Here is a 20092-nt window from a genome sequence, read left to right as displayed (position 1 = left end):
GTCATGGGACATGGCTGCTGTATCGGCGGGGTGGGCGCCGAACTTGAGCGCTTTTGTAGAGTCGCGCCATGCTCGACCCTGCCTCTGTAGAGTCGAGCTTGCTCGACTGGTCACGAAGCAGTCGAGCAAGCTCGACTCTACACAAGCCCCTCTGGCACACCCCTTGCACGGACCTGGGCCAGATCCCATCGACAGGAGGCGCCATGCGCCGGGTCACATCGCTCTTCGCCATCGCGCTGGCCCTGGCCTCGCCGTGGGCGGTTGCCGCCGACTGGCAGCCGGTGGCCAGTATCCGCACCGCCGCGTTGTCGACGCTGCCGGCCGGCAGCGAGGGCGAGGCCCAGGTGGCCGATGCGCTGCGCTTGCCCAGGTGTGGTGGCGCGCTGCAGGTGCAGCCCACCGCCAACACCACGGTTGAAGTCAGCTGCCCCGATGCCGGCGGCTGGCGCCTGTTCGTACCAGTAAAGGTGCGGCGCAACCAGACCGTGCTGGTGCTCAACCGCGGAATCGGTACTGGAGAAACCCTCACCGCCGCCGATATCACCACTGCCCAGCGTGATGCCGCCCGGATTGCCGGTGCGGTGCTGGCCGATCCGAATGCAGCGATCGGCCGCATCGCCCGCCGTCCGTTGCAGGCCGGAGCCTTGCTGTCGAACAACGATCTGGTGGTGCAGCGTCTCATCAAGCGAGGAGACAATGTGGCCCTGGTTTCGCGTCGCGGCTCGGTCGAGGTCCGTATTGCAGGCCGTGCGATGGGCGATGCCGGTGAAAACGAACGGGTCTCGGTGGAGAACCTGTCCTCGCGGCGCATCGTGCAGGGCACGGTCGATGCCGCCGGTGACGTAATCGTGGCGCGTTGATTTACCGCAAAATATCCCTAAAGATCACGGCCCTGCGGCCGTTATCCCTTGTGAACGGCAACTCCAGGACACCCCATGAGCCAGAAAATCGACGGCAACCTGCAGGTCCCCCAGGCACTGCGCAGCGTGACGACCACGGCCAACAAGCCCGGCGTCAGCACCGATGCGGCGGCGCGCCCGGTCGAAGCGGCCGACAGCCTGCGCCTGACCGGCGAGGCCACCAATCTGCAGGCCATCGAGCGTGAGCTGACCACCGCCCCGGCAATCGACGCCCAGCGTGTGGCCGCAGTGCGCGAGTCGCTGCAGAACGGCACCTACAAGATCAATCCGGACGCGATCGCATCGCGCATGCTTGAGCTGGATCAGCAGCTGCACGGATGACCGCGCCGATGAGCGAACAACTGCAGCGGCTGGCCCAGGCGCTTGACGTTGAACGTCAGGCGCTGGTCGATCATGACGTACACGCGCTGATCCGGGCGACAGGTGCCAAGCTGGAGGCGCTGCGTGCACTGGAAGGCACGCCGCCGCTTGGTGAGGGGGATCACCTCCAGGAACTGGCCGAACGCAACCGTGCCAATGGTGTGCTGCTGTCGCGCCGGCGCCGCGAGGTCGATTGGGCGCTGCGCCAGCTCGGGCGTACCGAGGCCTCCTCCTCCTATGATGCCAAGGGCCAGTCGCATACGGTCACTGCGCGGCGCCCACTCGCCATCGCCTGACGCGACGGCGGTCGCACATCCCACCCCCGCGGGCTGAAGCCCGCCGCACGACCGCGTATATTGGGCGCCTGTTCGAATGCCCCGAGTCGCCGTGTCCGCTGCCAACGCCCTGGTTACCGCCCCCCTTCCGCCGCAGCCGGTGCTGCAGGCGCTGCTTGAGCGCCTGCGCGAAGGGCTGCTGCTGTTCACCGAAGACGGGCAGGTGGCCCTGGCCAACCCGGCCGCGCAGAACCTGCTGGCCAGCGGTGAGGGCGGCGGCCTGCCACCGCCGCAGCGCCTGCGTGAACTGCTGCCGCCTGATGCATTGGAGCAGGCGCGCCAGCATGGTCACTGGAACGGCAGCCTGCCGCTGGGCGAGGGCGTGGTCATCGCCCATCTGTATCACCACGGCCCGGTCGGCCAGGGGCACTTCCTGGCGTTGTTCCGCCATATCGAAGGCCAGGAAGACTACGAACGCGAATTGCAGCAGCGTCATGCAGAGCTGCGGCAGGCCTACCTGCGCCTCAACGGTACCCAGGAAAAACTGCTGCAGTCGGAGAAGATGGCCTCGATCGGCCAGCTCGCCGCAGGCGTCGCGCACGAGATCAACAACCCGATCGGCTACGTGCACTCCAACCTGGGCAGCCTGCAGGAGTACCTGCGCAGCCTGTTCACCGTGATCGAAGCCTACGAGCGCGCATTGCGGGCGCCGGACCCGAAGGCGCTGATCCCGGAGATCGACGATATCCGTGACCGCCTGGACATCGATTTCATCAGCCGCGACCTGCCGCAGCTGATGGCCGAGTCGCGCGAAGGCATCGAGCGGGTGACGCGCATCGTGCGTGATCTGAAGGACTTCTCGTATTCCGGCCGCGACGAGTCGTGGAAGCTGGTCGACCTGCACGCGGGTCTGGAATCGACCATCAACATCATCTGGAACGAGCTGAAGTACAAGGTCACCCTGGTGCGGGAGTTCGGCCAGTTGCCGTTGGTGGAGTGCCTGCCGTCGGAATTGAACCAGGTCTACATGAACCTGCTGCTCAACGCCGGCCACGCCATCGCCGAGCGCGGCACGATCACGGTGCGTACCGGCGTCGATGGCGATCACGTGTGGGTCGAGTTTGAAGACACCGGCGGTGGCATCTCGCCGGAACTGCGCCAGCGCATCTTCGATCCGTTCTTCACCACCAAGCCGGTGGGCAGCGGTACCGGCCTGGGCCTGTCGATCTCCTACAGCATCATCAACAAGCACCACGGCCGCATCGACCTGGACAGTACCCCAGGCGTGGGTTCGCGTTTCCGCGTGGTGCTGCCGGTGAAGCAGCCGCGCTGACTGCTCAGGGTAGTGCCGGCCGCTGGCCGGCAACCTCATTGAACCCGGCATCGAGAGCAGCCGGCCAGCGGCCGGCTCTACCAGGGCTTGTCCCAGACCTGGATTCGCGCTTCGAGTAGTGCCGGCCGCTGGCCGGCAACCTCATTGAACCCGACGTCCAGAGCAGCCGGCCAGCGGCCGGCTCTACCAGGGCTTGTCCCCGACCTGGATTCGCGCTTCGGGTAGTGCCGGCCGCTGGCCGGCAACCTCATTGAACTGGGCATCGAGAGCAGCCGGCCAGCGGCCGGCTCTACCAGGGCTTGTCCCCGACCGGGTTCGCGCTTCGGGTAGTGCCGGTCGCTGGCCGGCAACCTCATTGAACCCGACATCCAGAGCAGCCGGCCAGCGGCCGGCTCTACCAGAGGGGATCGTTACCGCAATGGGCGATCCTCGCCGCCATCTCCGCTTTCTACCGGCGCCGGACCGGCGTTGCTGCGGCGCTGCTCCTCGAAGGTGCGGAACGCCTGGTGGATGTGCTTGCGCAGCTCGTCGTCGTTCCACGGCTTGGTCAGGAAGCGATAGATCGCACCGCGGTTGATCGCGTCGGTCACGGTGTTCAGGTCGGTGTAACCGGACAGCACCAGGCGGATCGTGTCCGGGTACAGCATCTTCACCCGGCCCAGGAACTCGGTGCCGCTCATGTCGCTCATGCGCTGGTCGGACAGGATCACCTGCACGTCATTGATTGCCAGCAGGTCGAATGCATCGCGCACGTTGCCGGCGGCCAGGATGCGGTAGCCGTCGCGACGGAACAGGCGCACCAGCGAGCGCAGTACGTTCTCTTCGTCGTCCAGCAATAGCAGCGTGCGGTCGGGACGGGTCTCGGCAAAGGCTTCCGGACGCAGGTAGCGGCGGCGCAGGGTCATGCCGGCGGCATCGGCCGACATCGGTTCGCCGAACAGGTAGCCCTGGAACACATCGCAGTCGTTGCGGCGCAGGAAGCCCAGCTGGGCCTGCGATTCCACACCGTTGGCGATCACGGTCATGCCCAGCTGATGGCCCATGGCGATGATCGCGCGGGCGATGGCCGCCTCACGGTTGCCGGCCGGCGCGCTCTTGATGAAGCTGCGGTCGATCTTGAGCTTGTCCACCGGGTAGCGGACCAGTGCACTCAGGCTGGAATCGCCGGTGCCGAAATTGTCCAGGCTCAGGCTGATACCTTCGTTGCGCAGATTGGCCAGCGTCTCGTGCACGAAGTTGACGTTGTTGGTCAGCGCGCTTTCGTTGATCTCCAGCGTCAGCATCTGTGCCGGCACGCCCGCGGCCTGGATCAGGCCCATGACTTCAGCGAAGAAGTTGGGCCGCAGCAGCTGCAGGGTGGAGACATTCACCGCGATGGTGAAGTCGTCGAAGCCCTGGTCGCGCCACAGGCGTGCCTGCTTCAGTGCGCCTTCCAGCACCCAGGTGCCGATCTGCACGATGATGCCCAGCCGCTCTGCCGTGCGCATGAAGCGCTCCGGCACCAGCATGCCCAGCGTCGGCGACTGCCAGCGCAGCAGCGCTTCCATGCCGACCACGTGGCCATCGCGGGCGCTGACCAGCGGCTGGTAACGCAGTTTCAGCTCACCATTGGGAATGGCGTCCACGATCTGGCGGGCGATGATGCTTTCGCTGTGCGCGCTCGGTGGCGTATCCACGGCGTGGATGCGCACCGCGTTGCCGCCTTCGCGGGCCGCCTGGTACAGCGCATCTTCGGCGTGATCGAGCAGGCGCGAGGTGCTGCTGGCATGGTCCGGGCACAGGCTGACGCCCAGCTTGCCGGTCATGAACAAGGTGTACGGCAGCACCGACAGCGGCAGCTCCATCTGCTGCCGGATCTCCTCTGCGAAGTCCTCCGGCAATGGCACGTCGGCGGTGCGTGGCACTGCGATCAAGAACTCATCGCTGCCGTGGCGCCACAGCTTGCCGCGACCACGCAGGTAGGACTGCAACCGCTGCGCCACCAGCACCAGGGCCTGGTCACCCACCTCGGCGCTCATGTTTTCGTTGACCGAGGCGAAGTGGTCGATGTCCACGTGCATCAACATCAGTGCGGTGCCGCCCGAGGCCGCCTCGGCGACCATCGCCTGCAGCTCGGGGTTGCCGGCGCCAAGGCGGTCAGGCGCATCATCGATGCTGACCGGGGGCTGGTTGGGATTCCACATAGGCTCAGTAGTCCGGTGACTCAACGGCGGCCATGCTGGCCGCCTGGTAGGGGAGGTGAACGTCGATCAGGGTGCCTTCACCATGCGCGGATTCGATCCGCACATGGCCACCGACGCTCTGCGCACGTTCACGCATCACGATCAGGCCCAGCCCGCGCGGACCATCGGGGTCGAAACCCTCGCCGTCGTCGCGGATCTGCAGGTGCAGGCCGCGCTGGCCGACATCGCGCAGCTGCAGCAGGACCTGGCTGGCGCGGGCATGGCGCAGGGCATTGGTCAGGCTCTCCTGCGCGATACGGAAGCAGGCCTGCTCGATGCTGTTGTCAGGACGTTGTGGCAGCGGTTCGATCTCGGCCAGCAGTTCCACTGGCGACGAACGGAACAGCACCCGTGCCTGCCAGCTCAGTGCGGCCTCCAGGCCCAGGGCATCCAGCTGCGGCGGGCGCAGCAGCGTGGAGATGTCGCGCAGCTTGGCCACGGTGGTGTCGGCCAGGCTGACGATCTGCGCCAGATCCTCGGCGCGGCGCTGTGGATCGTCCTCGTCCTGAGCGGCATACGCAGACAATTTGATCGCTGTGATCGCCTGGCCGATATCGTCGTGCAGGTCGCGCGAGATCGCGCGGCGCTCATCCTCCTGCAGCGAGAACAGGCGGCCGGCCATCGCCTGCAGTTCACGGTTGCTGGTTTCCAGTGCACTGCGGGTGCGCTCGGAATCGCTCAGGTCGCGCACGATCAGCAGCTTGCAGTCGCGTCCGCCATAACGCACTTCGCCCACCGCCAGGCCGGCATGGAAGCTGCGGCCATCCGCGCGCTGCATCGCCACCACGCTGCTGTGACCGGGCCCCAGGTGTGGCTGGCCTGCACGCAATTGGCTGCGCACGCGGGCCAGATCGGCGCTGTCCACCAGTGCTGACAGGGGCTCGCCCAGCAGGGTGTGGCTGCCATAGCCGAACAGGCTGGCGGCCCAGGCGTTGGCGTACAGCACGTGTTCGTCGGAGAGGATGACCACGCCGTCGGGCAGTACCCGTACCAGCTCGCGGAACTGTTCCTCGCGCTCGCGCAGCAGGCGTCGCGACTGCTCGCGCTCCGTCACGTCCTGCAGGGTGCCCAGCACGCGGTTGCGGCCGGCCTCGTCGATGCCGCTGGCCGCACGCAGATGCACCATCAAGGCGCGCCCATCCATCGACAGCAACGGCAACAGCACGTCCACCTGCACGGGATCGCCGGAGCAGAGCTCGGCCAGCAGCTGTTCGGTCTGGGTGGCGGTGGCCGGGTCGGCCGGCACCAGCAGTTCGTCGAAGCGATGCCAGCGCCGCGCCTCGGGCGGGCGGCGACCGAGCAGGCGATAGACCTGGTTCGAATAGCGGCCAAGTCCCGTGGAGGGGTCCAGCTCCCAGGCGCCGATGCGTGCCAGCTCGTGGGCTTCTTCGACCCGCGCCAGCGCCTGGTCACGGCGCAGCTGGGCCAGGTTTTCAGCGGTGCGGTCGATGGCAATCAGCAGGCGGGCGTTGTGGCCGTCATAGCTGATGGCGTTGGAGCGAAGTTCCATCTGACGCAGGGAGCCGTCGCGCAGCTGCAGCTGGGTACGCAGTATGCACAGTTCCTCCGGTGCCTCGCGGATCGCCTCCAGCTTGGTCTGCAGTGCCTGGTCCTGGCCTGGCGGCCACAGCGAATCGATGGTCTGCTCCAGCAGTTCGTCACGGTCCCAGCCGAAGGCCGTACAGGCCGCCGGATTGGCATCGAGGATCGCCAGTGTGTCCAGGTCGTAGACCAGGATCGGGCCGGGGTTGCCTTCGAACATCTGCCGCAGGCGCAGCTCGGAGGCCTGCTGGCGTGCATGGGTGTGCAGCACATGCTCGGCCAGCGGGCGCAGCAGCAGATACAGCAGGCCGGCACTGGCGAGGGCAAAGAACGAGCCCTTCAGGCCCTGCCACAAGGCCGCCTGCTGCGGGTCGGGCACCAGTGCCTGCACTGCACTGTCGGTGGAGATCATCCAGGCCAGCGCCATCGCCAGGTAGCTCAGCACCACCCGGCGCCGGTCGCGGCTCAGCGCCTGCGCCATCCGCGGGTCGGGAACTGGGGCGTTGCCGGTCGGTTCTGCGGGCATGGACAGGGCGGAAGAAAGGGGCGCCGGCCATCTTACCGCGCAGGTGCGCCCAGACCACTCAATTATCCGCCGCAGGCGCCGTTAACCACTGCGTGCCCCGCTGACGGGCGTGTCATCCGGAGCAAGATCGCGTGGACCAAGGGATCATCGCCAGCCTGCTGCAGCACCCGCTTGCGTCGGCGCTGGTCATCGTCGACCGCACGGGCCGCCCGCTGGCGGCCAATCCGGCTGCGCGCGAGCATGGCCTGCCGGAGACCGTGGCTGCGTATGCGCCGATGCTGGAAGATCTGCGCCTGATGGCCGCCGATGGCGGCATCGTGGCCTGCACGCTGCCGGGTGGCCCGCACGGCCACTACGACGGCCACCTGCGCGCGGTGCATGATGGCGCCGGCAACCTGCTGGCCTTCACGCTGAGCATTCCCGAGCCGGTGCCGCTCAGCGGCGGTGGGCGCTGGGAGCTGGCGCTGGACAGTGCCGGGCACAGCCTCTGGGACTGGGACATTCCCAGCGACCGTGTGGTGCGCACCCCGGCACTGGGCGATGAAACCGCTACCGAGATTCTGGCCCGCGTGCACAGCGAGGACATCGCACAGGTGCGGGCTGCACTGGATGAGCATCTGCGTGGCTTGAGCGAGCAGTACAGCGCACAGTTCCGTTTCCGCCAGGCCGATGGCCAGTGGCGTTGGGTACTGGACCGCGGGCGCGTGGTCGCGCGCACCGCCGATGGCCAGCCGCTGCGCATGGTCGGCACGCATACCGATATCGAACAACAGAAGCAGCTGGAAGGGCTGCTTCAGGAACAGCAGCTGCACCTGAGCGAGGCCCAGCGCATCGCCAGCATGGGCAGCTGGTCGTTCGACCCCAACAGCGGTCATTTCTGGTGGTCGCCGGAGCTGCGTTCGCTGCTGGCGTTGGAGCAGGGGGCCGTACCCGGCCAGCGGCGCTGGCTGAAGCAGCTGCATCCGCGCTCGCGTGGTGCGCTACGCGCAGCATGGCGGCGCTTGTGGCGCGACGGCCGGGCCGCCAACCTCGAGCTGGAGCTGACCCGGGGCAACGAACCGTCGCAGCATCTGCGGCTGTGGATGCAGCCGCTGCTGGACACCGATGGCCAGCCCAAGCGCCTGCTCGGCCAGGTGCAGAACATCACCGAGCAGCACCAGACCGATGCACTGATCCGCTGGCGTACAGAACTGCTCAACCGTGTTTCCGCGCTGGGCCGCATCGGCGGCTGCGAGATCGAAGTGCAGACCCGGCACATGCAGTGGACCGAGGAGTGCTACCGCATCCATGGGCTGCGCAAGGAGCCGATCACCCTCGATCAGGCGCTGGCGCTGTACACCGAAGATTCGCGCAATGCCTTCGAGGCTGCACTGGTCCGGATTGCCGGCGGCGGGCTGCCCGAACAGCTGGACCTGTGCTTCTACCGCCAGTCTGGCCTGCGCGTGTGGGTGCAGGTACTGATCGAGCTGGATCGCCGTGACGGCCTGCCGCCTCGGTTCGTGGTGCTGTTCCGTGACATCACCCGCGAGCGCGAGGCCAACGAGCGCATCGAGCTGCTGGCGCACTACGATCTGCTCACCGGCCTGCCCAATCGTGTGCTGCTCGGCGAACAGACCGCCGAAGCCATCGAGGAAGCGCGCGACCGCGGCACCTCGCTGGCGATGTTGTTCATCGACCTGGACGGCTTCAAGACCATCAATGACAGCTTCGGTCATGCCACCGGTGATGCGCTGCTGAAGGCCGCCGCCACCCGCCTGCACCAGAACCTGCGCAACAACGACCTGTTCGGCCGCTTCAGTGGCGACGAGTTCATCGTCGTGCTGCGCGACCTGGCCGAGCCGGAAGACGCCGGCCACGTGGCGCGGAAGCTGATCGCTTCGCTGGCCGAGCCATTGCGCCGTGGCGAGACCACGTTGAAGGTCGGTGCCAGCGTCGGCATCGCGATGCTGGGCGATGCGCAGACCGATTTCGATTCACTGCTGCGTGCCGCCGACGCCGCGATGTACGCGGCCAAGGAAGCGGGGCGCAACACCTACCAGTACTACAGCCAGGACGCATTGGCCCGCATCCAGCGCAAGCTCGAGTTGGAGCATGCCCTGCACGGCGCGATCGAACGCGAAGAGTTCAGCCTGGCCTACCAGCCGCTGCTGCATGCGCACCAGGGCGAGCCACCGGCGATCGAGGCACTGCTGCGCTGGCATCGGCCCGGCATCGGCTACTGCAGCCCGGCCGAGTTCATTCCGATTGCAGAGAAGTGCGGCGAGATCGTGCGCATCGGCGACTGGGTGCTGAACGAAGCCTGCCGCCAGGCAATCGCCTGGGACCGGGCCGGCCTGTGTTTCGACCGCATCGCGGTCAATGTGTCGGCGGTGCAGCTGCGTGATCGTGGCTTCGCCGAACGCGTGATCGAGATCTGCCATGCCCATGGCTGGCCGCCCCAGAGGCTGGAACTGGAGCTGACCGAGTCGGCGCTGATCCGTGACACCGACATCCTGCGCCACTGCTTCGACGTGCTGGAACGGCACGGCGTGCCGCTGGCGGTGGATGACTTTGGTACCGGCTTCTCAAACCTCAATTATCTCAACCGCTTCCCGGTCGGCCGCCTGAAGATCGACCGCAGTTTCGTGCAGGGCATGCTGCATGACTCTGGCACCGCCGAAGTCACCCAGGCCATCGTGCACCTGGGTCACGCACTGGGCATGAAGGTGGTGGCCGAGGGCGTGGAAACGCATCAGGAAGAAGACATGCTGCGTCGCCAGGGCTGCGACGAGATCCAGGGCTACCTGTACTCGCGCCCGCTCAGCCCGCGCGACCTGGCGCAGTGGCTGCGCCAGCAGCACGCCGCGCCCGGGCGCACCGACGCTGCCAGCGAGGTCGTGCTGGCGCGCTGAGGCTGGCGCCGGGCCATGCCAGTCGGGATCGCCGCACGCCGACGCACCGCTCTGGTAGGTGTCGACCTTGGTCGACACGGATGCCGGTGCTCGCGATCATCCACGCATGGCGTGGATCTACTGCGATGCGGCAACCATTCGCTGCGGAAATTCGGAGCGAAGCCGTGCGCGCACTGCTTCCACCACATGTACATAGCGTCGGCGCTGGATGAAATAGCCCATGTAGAACAGCAGCAGGGCCACCAGCATCGGCGACGCAGCCGGGCGGACCAGGATGATGGGCACCAGCATCAGTGCCAGGCCCAGCGCGAACCAGCTGCACCGCCCGACCACCCGCACCTCCCTGCGTTGCGCGTCGATCATCACCCGCCCGCGCATCAGCGGAAAGTAGCGACCGCCAAAGCTCGGCGCGAAGCTCTCGCGAAAGGCGATACTGCCGTCAGGCAGCGCGCGGAACACCAGGCGAAGCCAGGTATCGGCCGGCAGATCATGCTCCAACCCGGCCAGCGAAAGCTGCGCCAGCTCTGCGGGCGTAGCGGCGATGCGCTGATTGAACAGGACGATGCCGGTGCGGAAAAAGAACGGCGCCCACAGCACAAGCAGCAGGACTTCGATCAACAGCACGGCGATCAGGGCGATGGCCATCGGTCTTCCATGAACGGGACTTGCGCATCATGCCATAGCGATTTCGCCACCCCAGTAGATCCACGCCATGCGTGGATGTTGCCCGGAACCAGCTACCGTCCTCGCGGGGCGGTCCAGTGAATCGAGCAGTCTCCTGGGTTCAATCGTCTTCCACCAGATCGCTGAGATCCAGAATCTGTGGATCCACACTGTGCGCGACGATGCTTCGGAGCATTCCAGCCTTTGGGCGTAGGGCATAGCAATGCATCGTATGGATGGGATTGAATTCCAGCCACGGGCAGGACGAGTGCCCCACGATAACCGGCATGTTGAAGTTTATGTCCTTGGGGGCATCGAGTGGCAGAGTCCAGTTCCCGCCGTGATGCTCCCACACTACATCGCCCAGATATCGTGCAAACACAATCCTCAGGCCATCCTGTTCGTCCTCCGACTGCGTTGCAGCCATCGTCGTGTACAGGGTCTCCAAGCGATCAAGGCTCTCCAGGCTGCGGTCAAGGTCGACGCCGCGGAGCTGTGCTTGTTCGATCAGCCATTCAATCTGATCGTCCATGATGATAAGAAACTGTTCGAAGGTTTCTCGCGCTTCTTCCGGATTGAATGTCATGCGGCTGCCAGGGAGGGGGAGCGGCGAGTGTGCCCCGTGCCTGTTATCCAGGCCATGCAACAAGTCCGAAAGGATGGAGTGTGGAAGGGCGATCGCATGCATCCACACATGGCGTGGATCTACCGTTTCATCAATGCGATGCCTGCAATGGAATAGCTGGCGATCAACAGCCCGAACACGTACTCCGCGACGATGATCAGCCAGAAGGTCATCGGCTCGATGTCCCGCCATGCATCAATGGTGCCGGAGCGGTGATGGCTCAGATGAACATGCCCGGTGTTGATGGCAGTTGCCGGCGCCCAGGCAAATAGAAAGGCCATCAGCATGAAGAGCAGGCTGCCGAACAGGAATGCGACAGGTCTATGCCGGGGTGGCCGCAAAGTGGCGTAGGCGGGGCGCCAGGTGAAGGTGACCGCGATGAGCACCATCACAGCAAATCCCAGCCAGGTCATGAACGTGGTGCTCATGCGACGACACTCCGTGTCCAGCCGTAGGTGGCATGGGCGGATCATGCCATGGGTTTGGAGCGGGTGGTGGTGAAGACCATCCACGCATGGCGTGGATCTACCTCAAGGCTTCCCCATCCAACCCCAGGTCCCACGCCAGACCCAGCAGCGCGTCGTCCGTGCGGGACAGGGCAGGGCGCGCATCGGCCAGCTGCTGCAGTTCGCGGATCTCCTCGCGGGCCACCTCTTCCAGCTGCTGCAGCTGCTCACGCACGCTCGCGTTGCGCGGGCGCTCGGTGTCGGCGAGGGAGGGCAGGGCGCGGATCAGGGTCATGGTGCGTGTACAGGATGCATCCAACGGCGGGTTACAGGCAAAGGCCCCGGACGAACCGGGGCCTTGCGGGCTGCCGGCGGCGGCAGCGGACATCAGGATCAGAACAGCTCGACGGTGCCGGCGCCCATGCTCTGCTGGGCAACCGGCTTGTGCGGCGGGCGTTCCCATTCGCTGCGCAGTTCGCGCAGGCGGCTGCCGGTGCGCTGCAGGGCGGTGGCGATCTCTTCGTCGAACACCCCGCCATTGCGGTGCAGCAGTTCCTGCAGGGCCACCGCCTCGCGGTTGATCGCGGTCAGGCGGTCCAGGTGGGTGTGCACGCCGCCCAGCGCCTGAGTGGCGATGTCTTCGAACTGCAGGGCGCGCACGGCCTCGGCCACGCTGCCATCGATCGAACGGGCGCACTCGGAGACTTCGCGCATGCCGTCGCCCAGCGACGCATTGATCTGCGCGACGTTGTCGAGCATCGCCGCCGCCTCCTGGCGCGCTTCGCGGGAGCGGTCCATGTCACGCGAGGCCATGTGCGAGACCGTCTCGCGTACCTTGGCGATGGCGTCCTTGGAGCTGTGCGCCAGCTTGCGGATCTGCTCGTTGAAGGTGGTCGAGCGCTCGGACAGGTTGCGCACTTCGTCGGCGACCACCGCGAAGCCACGACCGGCTTCACCGGCACGCGCGGCTTCGATGGCGGCGTTCAGCGCCAGCAGATTGGTCTGGTCGGCGATCGACTTGACGTCTTCCAGCAGCGCGAAGATGCCATCCAGGTGCTGCGCCATCTGGTCGATGTGCTGCACGGTGGTGCTGCTCTGGCCGCTCACCTGCTCCAGTGCTTCTACCAGCTGTTCCATGCGGTGGCTGGCGTGCTGGGCGAAACGGGCAACGTCGAGGCCGGCATTGCCTTCATCACCGGCACGATCGACGATGCGCGACAGGGCCTGGCTCTGCTGGCGCGACTTGCGGTTCATGGCGTCGAAGCTGCCGCCCAGGCTGGACACCGCCTGGCGGATCAGGTCACGGGCGCGTTCCACTTCGCCGCGCGAGCCGTCGATCTCGTTGCCGACGAAGTTGCGCAGTTCGGTCAGCAGCTGGTCCTGCTCACGCAGGACACGGGCGTGTTCCGGGGAACGGTGCGCCTGGGCGCGGGTGGTCCACCACGCAAAGCCGAGCCAGCTCAGCGTCATCGTGGTCAGGATCGCCCAGCGCAGGGCGGCCGGCCATTCGAAACCGATGGCGAAGGGGAGCAGCAGGGTCAGAGCCAGGGGGGCGGCCAGACGGATGAAAATGCGTGAGTACATGGACGTTCTCGGGAGGTGCACGGAGGATGTATCGGCCGTACCCCCTTTCTCTTTAACGTCGAAATGCCTCGAAGTGCATTCTGAATGCGCCGGTTTTCCGACGCCTCGGCGGCTTCGGGGTCAGAGCCCCTTCCTTGCCGGAAAGGGATCCGACCCCATGGGGCTCAGGCCAGCTGGCGGTCCACGGCCTCGATCATCGCCTTGCGGCTGAACAGGAAGTCCCAGTAGCTGCCGCCCAGCTGGCGCCACAGCACCGCCGAGCGCACCGCGGCCAGCAGCAGGGCGCGGATCTCCGCAACCACACCGGCCTGGCCCAGGTAATGCGGGTTGCCCTGCACCATCACCCGCGGCTTCAGGTGGCTGATGGTGTCGGCGTACAGGCCACCCAGGTTGGCCAGCACGTCCGGGTGCCCACTGTCGCCCAGCTCGACGGCCTGGCGCTGGGCGCGTTCGATGCCCGAGGCGACCTTGTTCACGGTGGCGCCGTCCTGCACGAAGCGGCGCTCCAGCTGCAGCACTGACAGGGCCAGCTTGGGCAGGATCGGGTCCTGGCCCTGGCTGCGGAAGTAGTTGTGCAGCAGGCGCAGCCCAGCCTTCAATGCATGGCGGTCACCGAACACCTCCTGCGGCGAAGACGCGTCGACGCGGAACACACTGTCCACGGCGGTGCGCACGGCAGCGGCGTCGGAATGGCCGGTATCGGCGATGCGGCGTACCTGCTGCAGGGCCTGGGCAATGCCGGCCAAAGCCAGGACGCGGTCGTCGACAGTGAAACTCATGCAGCGATTACCTCAAAAGGGGAAGGGGTGGTGCGCAGGCGCTGTTCCAGCGGCGCATCGGTGGCGGCGATCACCGCGCCACCCAGGCACACATCACCGTCATACAGCACCAGTGATTGACCGGGAGTAACGGCGCGCTGCGGGCGCGCAAAGGTGACCAGCACGCTGCCATCGTCCAGCACCTCGACCGTACACGGCTCGTCGGGCTGGCGGTAGCGGGTCTGCGCGGTGCATTCGAAGCGCCGTGCCGGCGGCGCGCCGGCAATCCAGTGCGCGGTTTCCGAGCGCAGGCGGTCGGACAGCATCCACTTGCTGTCGCGGTCCTGGTCCACGTACAGCACGTTGCTGGCCACATCCTTGCCGACCACGTACCACGGCGCGGCCGGGCGGCCACGCACGCCGCCGATGTTCAGGCCCTCGCGCTGGCCCAGGGTGAAATAGAAGACGCCTGGGTGCTCGGCGATCACACTGCCGTCGGCCGGGTCCAGGATCTGCCCGGGCTTGGCCGGCAGGTAGCGGCCGAGGAACTCACGGAAGTCGCGCTCACCGATGAAGCAGATGCCGGTGGAGTCCTTCTTGGCGTGGGTCGGCAGGCTGACGTCACGCGCGATCCGGCGCAGGTCGGTCTTTTCCAGGTCGCCGATCGGGAACAGGGTGGCCGCCAGCTGCGCCTGGCCCAGCTGGTGCAGGAAGTAGCTCTGGTCCTTGGAGCGGTCGGCACCACGCAGCAGCAGCCACTGGTGGCCGCGCTGGGCCACGCGCGCGTAGTGGCCGGTGGCAATGCGTTCGGCGCCCAGCTCGCGGGCGGCATCCAGGAAGTGCTTGAACTTCACTTCGCGGTTGCACAGCACGTCCGGGTTCGGGGTGCGGCCGGCCGCGTACTCGGCCAGGAAGTGCTCGAACACCCCCTGCCAGTACTCGCTGGAGAAATCACGGAAGTGGAACGGGATACCGAGCAGGCCGCAGACGGCCACCGCATCGCGGCGGTCGTCCTCGGCGCGGCAGTCGCCGCTGCCGTCGTCGGCCCAGTTCTGCATGAACAGACCGGCTACGGCCTCGCCCTGCTGCACCAGCCGCCAGGCGGCGACCGAGGAGTCGACGCCACCGGAGACGCCCACCATCACGCGCGGAGTGCTCATGCGACCTCCCGGACCAGCGAAAGCGGATGGCGCTGGCCACCCAGGAAATCAGCCACCACCTGCCAGACCAGCGGGCTGCGCAGGCGCTCCGTGGCGGCCTGCAGCTCGGCCGGGGTCAGCCACAGCGCGCGATCGATGCCGGTGTCCAGCGGCTGCGCCGGGTCGTGCGAGACCGGATGCGCCGCATAGCAGAAGCGCAGGAAGGTGGTGCCGTCGGCGGCCGTCCACTGGTAGCAGCCGATGAAGTGGGTCAGCTGCACCGTCCAGCCGGTTTCCTCGCAGGTCTCGCGCAGGGCTGCCTCGGCCAGGCTTTCGCCCGGCTCGAGGTGGCCGGCCGGCTGGTTCAGCACCTGGCGGCCGTCGATGGTCTCCTCGACCAGCAGCACGCGGCCACCGTCGACCACCACGGTGGCGACAGTGGCGTGCGGTGCCCAGCGCGGGTCCGGCGTGGTGTTCAACTCAGAACTCGTCCTTCTTGGTCAGTTCCAGCTCCATGGCGTCGGCGGTGCGGATGGCCGCATCGATGGCGTCGCTGAGCTGGTCGGCCGTGGCATCGGCGTCGATCTTGACCACGAACATGGCGGTGGTGTCCTGCTTCACCCAGCCGCCCATCTTGGCGTCCTGCGAATCTTCCAGCAGGCGGTTGGCTACGGCCACCGGGAACTGCTTGGTCTTGGCGTTGTAGGCCGGCGACCAGATCTCGCGGATGTTGTGGGTGCCGAAATCTTCCACCGACGAGCGCACGTAGACCATCTGGGTGCGATCACCCTCGACGTCGAACACCATGCGGTAGTCGCCGTCCTCGTCGACCTCGTAGGTATAGCCCAGCTTGTCCAGGTGGCGGGCCACGGCCTTGTCGGCCTGGGTCTCGGCGGCGGCGGAGCCGGCGGCGGCCAGGGCGATCAGCAGGGCGGGAAGAAGGGTCCTTTTCATGAAGATCCTGTGAAACAGTGTTGAGAGAGGGTGCAATTGTGACGGTGGGCGTGCGTGCCGTCCAATCTGCGGCAGGCCGACGCAGGCTGGCCCGTGCCTCTATAATGCGCAGATGCCCCATGAGTCTTCCCCCGATTCCCATCACGAGCACGGCGTTGCCGTGGAGCCCGCGCGCCCGGAAGTGGCGCCGCCGCCGTTCTACCAGGTGATGCTGCTCAACGACGACTACACCCCGATGGATTTCGTGGTGGATGTGCTGCAGCAGTTCTTCAGCATGGACCTGGACAAGGCCACGCAGGTGATGCTGCACGTCCACACCCGCGGCCGCGGCGTGTGCGGGGTGTTCACCCGTGAAGTGGCCGAGACCAAGGTCGCCCAGGTCAACGAGTACTCGCGGATGAACCAGCACCCGCTGCTGTGCACGATGGAAAAGGCCTGACCGGCTGCCGGTTTTCGTCTGGGCACATCGACTCCGGACCCGGTGTGCCCACCAAGGTGGGCACCTACCAAGGCAGGGGCCTGTATCGATAGTGGATGGGGCGTGCCCACCAAGGGGGGCATCTACCAGAGCGCGGGATCAGCCCTCCGCCAACGCCTCCAGCGCCATCCGCGCCACCGCCTCGTCGACTTCGGCGGGGTCGCCATCATCCCGGAACCACACCGCTGACAGCCCCGCGCTGGCTGCGATCCAGCGCAGCAGGCGCGTGCGTTCCAGGCCCGCCAGCGCGCCGACCTGTTCCAGCCGGGTGGCAAACCGCTCGGGTCGGGTGGCCACATGGATGCTGGGGCCGCACAGGTCCGGATTGCTGAACATCGTCGTGTAATCGAACGCGCGGTCGCCCAGCAGCCGCTTCGGGTCGATCGCCAACCAGCCGCGCGCGCCGAAATCCAGCACGTTGTCGTGGTGCAGGTCGCCGTGCAGCGGCCGGATCTCCTGTTCCTGCTGCAGCAGCCCCTCCGCCAGCGATCTGCACTGTTCCAGCAGTGGCGGCAGCGCAGCCCTTGGCTGCAGCAGGTCGGCGAACCATGTTTGCAGGCAGACCAGTTCCGCTGGCGGTGCGCTCCGTGGCCGGTGCAGCCGTTGCAGGACCTGGCACAGGACCGTGGTGCAGGTGTCATCGTCGCCCTTGATCGAACGTTGCCGCAGTGAGTCGCCGCCGGCACGTTCGATCAGGATCGCCGGCCCCTCGTGGGCCAGCAGGCGGGCGGCGCCGTCACCGTCCCACCAACGCAGCAGGCGATGGCTGTTCTGCTCTTCGGTTTCGCTGCTGATCTTCAGCATGGCCGGCTCGCCGGCGGCGGTCAGCACCGGCCAGAGCTGGGCATGGGGCGTTTCGATGGCTGCGCCATCACGCCGCAATCGCCAGCGACTCAGGTAGGGTTCGCTCATGCTGGGTGGGCTGTCCTGGAGTGAATGAAGATCAATCGATTCGCACTGATAACGCCATCTGAACGCAGCAATCCGCTAGGGTGATGGAAATCGCGTAGTCAGGCCGCATATTGTCCCCATCTGCCGCCGGAGTAATCCATGTTCAGCAAAGACCTCGAACACACCATCGGCCAGTGCTACAAGCGCGCCCGTGAGGCCCGGCATGAGTTCATGACGGTCGAACACCTGCTGTTGGCACTGCTCGACAACCCGTCCGCCCAGGCCGTACTGAAGGCCTGTGGCGCCGACGCCGAACGCCTGCGCCAGGAGCTGGAGCAGGCCATCGAGGCCTCCGTGTCCCGCCTGGCCGAAGATGACGGCCGCGATACCCAGCCGACCCTGGGCTTCCAGCGCGTGCTGCAGCGGGCCGTTTACCACGTGCAGTCCTCGGGCAAGAAGGAGGTCACCGGCGCCAATGTGCTGGTCGCCATCTTCGGCGAGAAGGACTCGCACGCCGTCTACTACCTCAACCAGCAGGATGTCACCCGGCTGGATGTGGTCAATTACCTGTCCCACGGCATCGCCAAGCTGGGCGAGGAGGGCGAGCCGCCGTCCTCTTCCTCCGAGGGCGAGAGCCGAATGGAGGGCGGGGAAGGTGAGCCGAAGGGTGATGCCCTGACCGAGTTCGCCACCAACCTCAACGAACAGGCCCGGGCCGGTCGCATCGACCCGCTGGTCGGCCGTGCCGACGAGATCGAGCGCACCATCCAGGTCCTGTGCCGCCGCCGCAAGAACAACCCGCTGTACGTGGGTGAGGCGGGCGTGGGCAAGACCGCGATTGCCGAGGGCCTGGCCCGCCGCATCGTCGAGGGCTCGGTGCCCGACGTTCTGGCCGATGCGGTGATCTATTCGCTCGACCTGGGCGCGCTGGTGGCCGGCACCAAGTACCGCGGCGACTTCGAGAAGCGCCTGAAGAGCGTGCTGACCGCGCTGAAGAAGGTGCCCAATGCGGTGCTGTTCATCGACGAGATCCACACCATCATCGGTGCCGGTTCGGCGTCGGGCGGCACGATGGATGCGTCCAACCTGATCAAGCCGGCGCTGGCGTCCGGTGAGCTGCGCTGCATCGGCTCGACCACCTTCCAGGAGTACCGTGGCATCTTCGAGAAGGACCGGGCGCTGGCCCGCCGCTTCCAGAAGATCGACATCGTCGAGCCGACCGTCGGCGAGACCTACGAGATCCTGCAGGGGCTGAAGTCCAAGTACGAGCTGCACCACGGTGTGACCTATTCCGACGAGGCTCTGCAGGCGGCGGTGGACCTGTCGGTGAAGCACATCGGCGACCGCCTGCTGCCGGACAAGGCCATCGACGTGATCGACGAGGCGGGCGCCCGCCAGCGCCTGCTGCCGGAAGGCCAGCGCAAGGAACTGATCGACGTCGAGGAAGTGGAGGCGATCGTCGCCAAGATGGCGCGTATCCCGACCAAGCAGGTCAGCGCCACCGACAAGGATGTGCTGCAGCACCTGGAGCGCAACCTGAAGATGGTGATCTTCGGCCAGGACCCGGCCATCGAGACGCTGTCCTCGGCGATCAAGCTGGCCCGTTCGGGCCTGGGCAACCCGGAAAAGCCGATCGGCAACTTCCTGTTCGCCGGTCCCACGGGTGTCGGCAAGACCGAGGTGACCAAGCAGCTGGCGCTGCAGCTGGGCATCGAGCTGGTCCGCTTCGACATGTCCGAGTACATGGAGCCGCATTCGATCAGCCGCCTGATCGGTGCGCCTCCGGGCTACGTCGGCTTCGATCAGGGTGGCCTGCTGACCGAGAAGATCGTCAAGACGCCGCACTGCGTGCTGCTGCTGGACGAAATCGAAAAGGCGCATCCGGACATCTTCAACATCCTGTTGCAGGTGATGGACCGCGGCGTGCTGACCGATACCAACGGTCGTGAAGCCAACTTCAAGAACGTCGTGCTGGTGATGACCACCAATGCCGGTGCGGCGCAGGCCTCGCGGCGTTCGATCGGCTTCACCAAGCAGGACCATGCCACCGACGCGATGGAGACCATCCGCCGCAGCTTCACCCCGGAATTCCGCAACCGCCTCGACGCGGTGGTGCAGTTCCAGGCGCTGGGCTTCGAGCACATCCTGCGCGTGGTCGACAAGTTCCTGATCGAGCTGGAGATGCTGCTGCAGGACAAGCACGTCAGCCTGTCGGCCACCCCGACCGCGCGCGACTGGCTGGCCCACCATGGTTTCGACCCGCTGATGGGTGCCCGCCCGATGGCCCGCGTGATCCAGGACAGGATCAAGCGTCCGCTGGCCGACGAGCTGTTGTTCGGCAAGCTGGTCGACGGTGGCAAGGTCAGTATCGACGTTCGCGACGACGAGCTGGTGGTCGAGACCCAGGCCGAGCCGGAGCGGCTGCTGCCGGTCACGGTGGAATGAGCTGATGCCATAGGCTTGGCGTGAAAGCCTGGAAATGACA

Annotated in this window: 19 protein-coding genes; 7 read left to right on the top strand and 12 right to left on the bottom strand. The window is 66.5% G+C overall.

Features of this window, described 5'->3' with window-relative positions:
• Positions 1 to 203 precede the first annotated feature (203 nt).
• The 4 genes from flgA to ACX9OT_RS20920 all read left to right on the top strand — a co-directional run bounded on the left by flgA (position 204) and on the right by ACX9OT_RS20920 (position 2888).
• Positions 204 to 860: a flagellar basal body P-ring formation chaperone FlgA gene (gene flgA / locus ACX9OT_RS20935; protein WP_049421927.1), complete on the top strand. Its 657-nt coding sequence runs from the start codon at positions 204 to 206 to the stop codon at positions 858 to 860.
• Positions 861 to 935: 75 nt separating this feature from the next.
• A complete protein-coding gene (flgM, locus tag ACX9OT_RS20930; RefSeq protein ID WP_132810066.1) occupies positions 936 to 1241 on the top strand; it encodes a flagellar biosynthesis anti-sigma factor FlgM in 306 nt (101 codons plus the stop codon).
• Complete coding sequence (locus tag ACX9OT_RS20925; protein WP_049399388.1) at positions 1238 to 1576, top strand: flagella protein; 339 nt, start codon at positions 1238 to 1240, stop codon at positions 1574 to 1576. Before flgM ends, ACX9OT_RS20925 begins: the two co-directional genes overlap by 4 nt.
• A 91-nt stretch (positions 1577 to 1667) precedes the next feature.
• The gene (locus ACX9OT_RS20920; protein ID WP_019337422.1) at positions 1668 to 2888 is read left to right on the top strand and encodes an ATP-binding protein; all 1221 of its coding nucleotides are present in this window, start codon (positions 1668 to 1670) and stop codon (positions 2886 to 2888) included.
• 410 nt (positions 2889 to 3298) lie between these two features.
• Here the strand turns inward: ACX9OT_RS20920 and ACX9OT_RS20915 are convergent, their stop codons facing one another.
• Together ACX9OT_RS20915 and ACX9OT_RS20910 are read right to left on the bottom strand one after the other, a co-directional pair.
• Positions 3299 to 5071 (bottom strand): EAL domain-containing protein, encoded by a 1773-nt coding sequence (locus ACX9OT_RS20915; RefSeq protein WP_459003565.1) that lies wholly within the window; start codon positions 5069 to 5071, stop codon positions 3299 to 3301.
• 4 nt (positions 5072 to 5075) lie between these two features.
• A complete protein-coding gene (locus ACX9OT_RS20910) occupies positions 5076 to 7178 on the bottom strand; it encodes a sensor histidine kinase (protein ID WP_459003563.1) in 2103 nt (700 codons plus the stop codon).
• Positions 7179 to 7309: 131 nt separating this feature from the next.
• Between ACX9OT_RS20910 and ACX9OT_RS20905 the strand changes: the two genes are divergently transcribed.
• Positions 7310 to 10069 carry a bifunctional diguanylate cyclase/phosphodiesterase gene (locus ACX9OT_RS20905; RefSeq protein WP_459003561.1) on the top strand — a complete coding sequence of 920 codons (2760 nt, stop codon included), beginning with the start codon at positions 7310 to 7312 and terminating at the stop codon, positions 10067 to 10069.
• A 117-nt stretch (positions 10070 to 10186) separates the two neighbouring features.
• Here ACX9OT_RS20905 and ACX9OT_RS20900 read toward each other — a convergent pair whose 3' ends face one another.
• From ACX9OT_RS20900 to ACX9OT_RS20860, 9 genes are all read right to left on the bottom strand, one after another.
• Entirely contained in the window at positions 10187 to 10714 is a 528-nt protein-coding gene (locus ACX9OT_RS20900; RefSeq protein ID WP_459003559.1) for a hypothetical protein, read from the bottom strand.
• Between the two features lie 139 nt (positions 10715 to 10853).
• The gene (locus tag ACX9OT_RS20895) at positions 10854 to 11318 is read right to left on the bottom strand and encodes a hypothetical protein (protein ID WP_459003557.1); all 465 of its coding nucleotides are present in this window, start codon (positions 11316 to 11318) and stop codon (positions 10854 to 10856) included.
• Between the two features lie 119 nt (positions 11319 to 11437).
• Entirely contained in the window at positions 11438 to 11785 is a 348-nt protein-coding gene (locus ACX9OT_RS20890; RefSeq protein ID WP_121503220.1) for a hypothetical protein, read from the bottom strand.
• A 97-nt stretch (positions 11786 to 11882) separates the two neighbouring features.
• A complete protein-coding gene (locus ACX9OT_RS20885; protein ID WP_049399379.1) occupies positions 11883 to 12098 on the bottom strand; it encodes a hypothetical protein in 216 nt (71 codons plus the stop codon).
• 98 nt (positions 12099 to 12196) lie between these two features.
• A complete protein-coding gene (locus ACX9OT_RS20880; RefSeq protein WP_010485867.1) occupies positions 12197 to 13387 on the bottom strand; it encodes a methyl-accepting chemotaxis protein in 1191 nt (396 codons plus the stop codon).
• Between the two features lie 164 nt (positions 13388 to 13551).
• The gene (gene hflD / locus ACX9OT_RS20875; protein WP_032127363.1) at positions 13552 to 14166 is read right to left on the bottom strand and encodes a high frequency lysogenization protein HflD; all 615 of its coding nucleotides are present in this window, start codon (positions 14164 to 14166) and stop codon (positions 13552 to 13554) included.
• Complete coding sequence (gene mnmA / locus ACX9OT_RS20870) at positions 14163 to 15305, bottom strand: tRNA 2-thiouridine(34) synthase MnmA (protein ID WP_107431878.1); 1143 nt, start codon at positions 15303 to 15305, stop codon at positions 14163 to 14165. The genes hflD and mnmA overlap by 4 nt, the downstream gene beginning before the upstream one ends.
• Positions 15302 to 15763, bottom strand: a complete 462-nt coding sequence (locus ACX9OT_RS20865) for an NUDIX hydrolase (RefSeq protein ID WP_459003553.1) — start codon at positions 15761 to 15763, stop codon at positions 15302 to 15304. The genes mnmA and ACX9OT_RS20865 overlap by 4 nt, the downstream gene beginning before the upstream one ends.
• 1 nt (position 15764) lies before the next feature.
• On the bottom strand, positions 15765 to 16238 hold the full coding sequence (locus tag ACX9OT_RS20860) for a hypothetical protein (RefSeq protein WP_032127360.1): 474 nt from the start codon (positions 16236 to 16238) through the stop codon (positions 15765 to 15767).
• 112 nt (positions 16239 to 16350) lie between these two features.
• On the opposite strand from ACX9OT_RS20860, the gene clpS reads away from it, so the two are divergent.
• Positions 16351 to 16677 (top strand): ATP-dependent Clp protease adapter ClpS, encoded by a 327-nt coding sequence (gene clpS, locus ACX9OT_RS20855; RefSeq protein WP_006444529.1) that lies wholly within the window; start codon positions 16351 to 16353, stop codon positions 16675 to 16677.
• Positions 16678 to 16815: 138 nt separating this feature from the next.
• Here clpS and ACX9OT_RS20850 read toward each other — a convergent pair whose 3' ends face one another.
• On the bottom strand, positions 16816 to 17628 hold the full coding sequence (locus tag ACX9OT_RS20850; RefSeq protein ID WP_459003550.1) for an APH(6) family putative aminoglycoside O-phosphotransferase: 813 nt from the start codon (positions 17626 to 17628) through the stop codon (positions 16816 to 16818).
• Between the two features lie 138 nt (positions 17629 to 17766).
• Between ACX9OT_RS20850 and clpA the strand changes: the two genes are divergently transcribed.
• Entirely contained in the window at positions 17767 to 20052 is a 2286-nt protein-coding gene (gene clpA / locus ACX9OT_RS20845; protein ID WP_459003548.1) for an ATP-dependent Clp protease ATP-binding subunit ClpA, read from the top strand.
• Positions 20053 to 20092 lie beyond the last annotated feature (40 nt).

The organism is Stenotrophomonas genospecies 3 (assembly GCF_054473855.1).
This window is presented reverse-complemented; position numbering and strand designations above follow the sequence as displayed.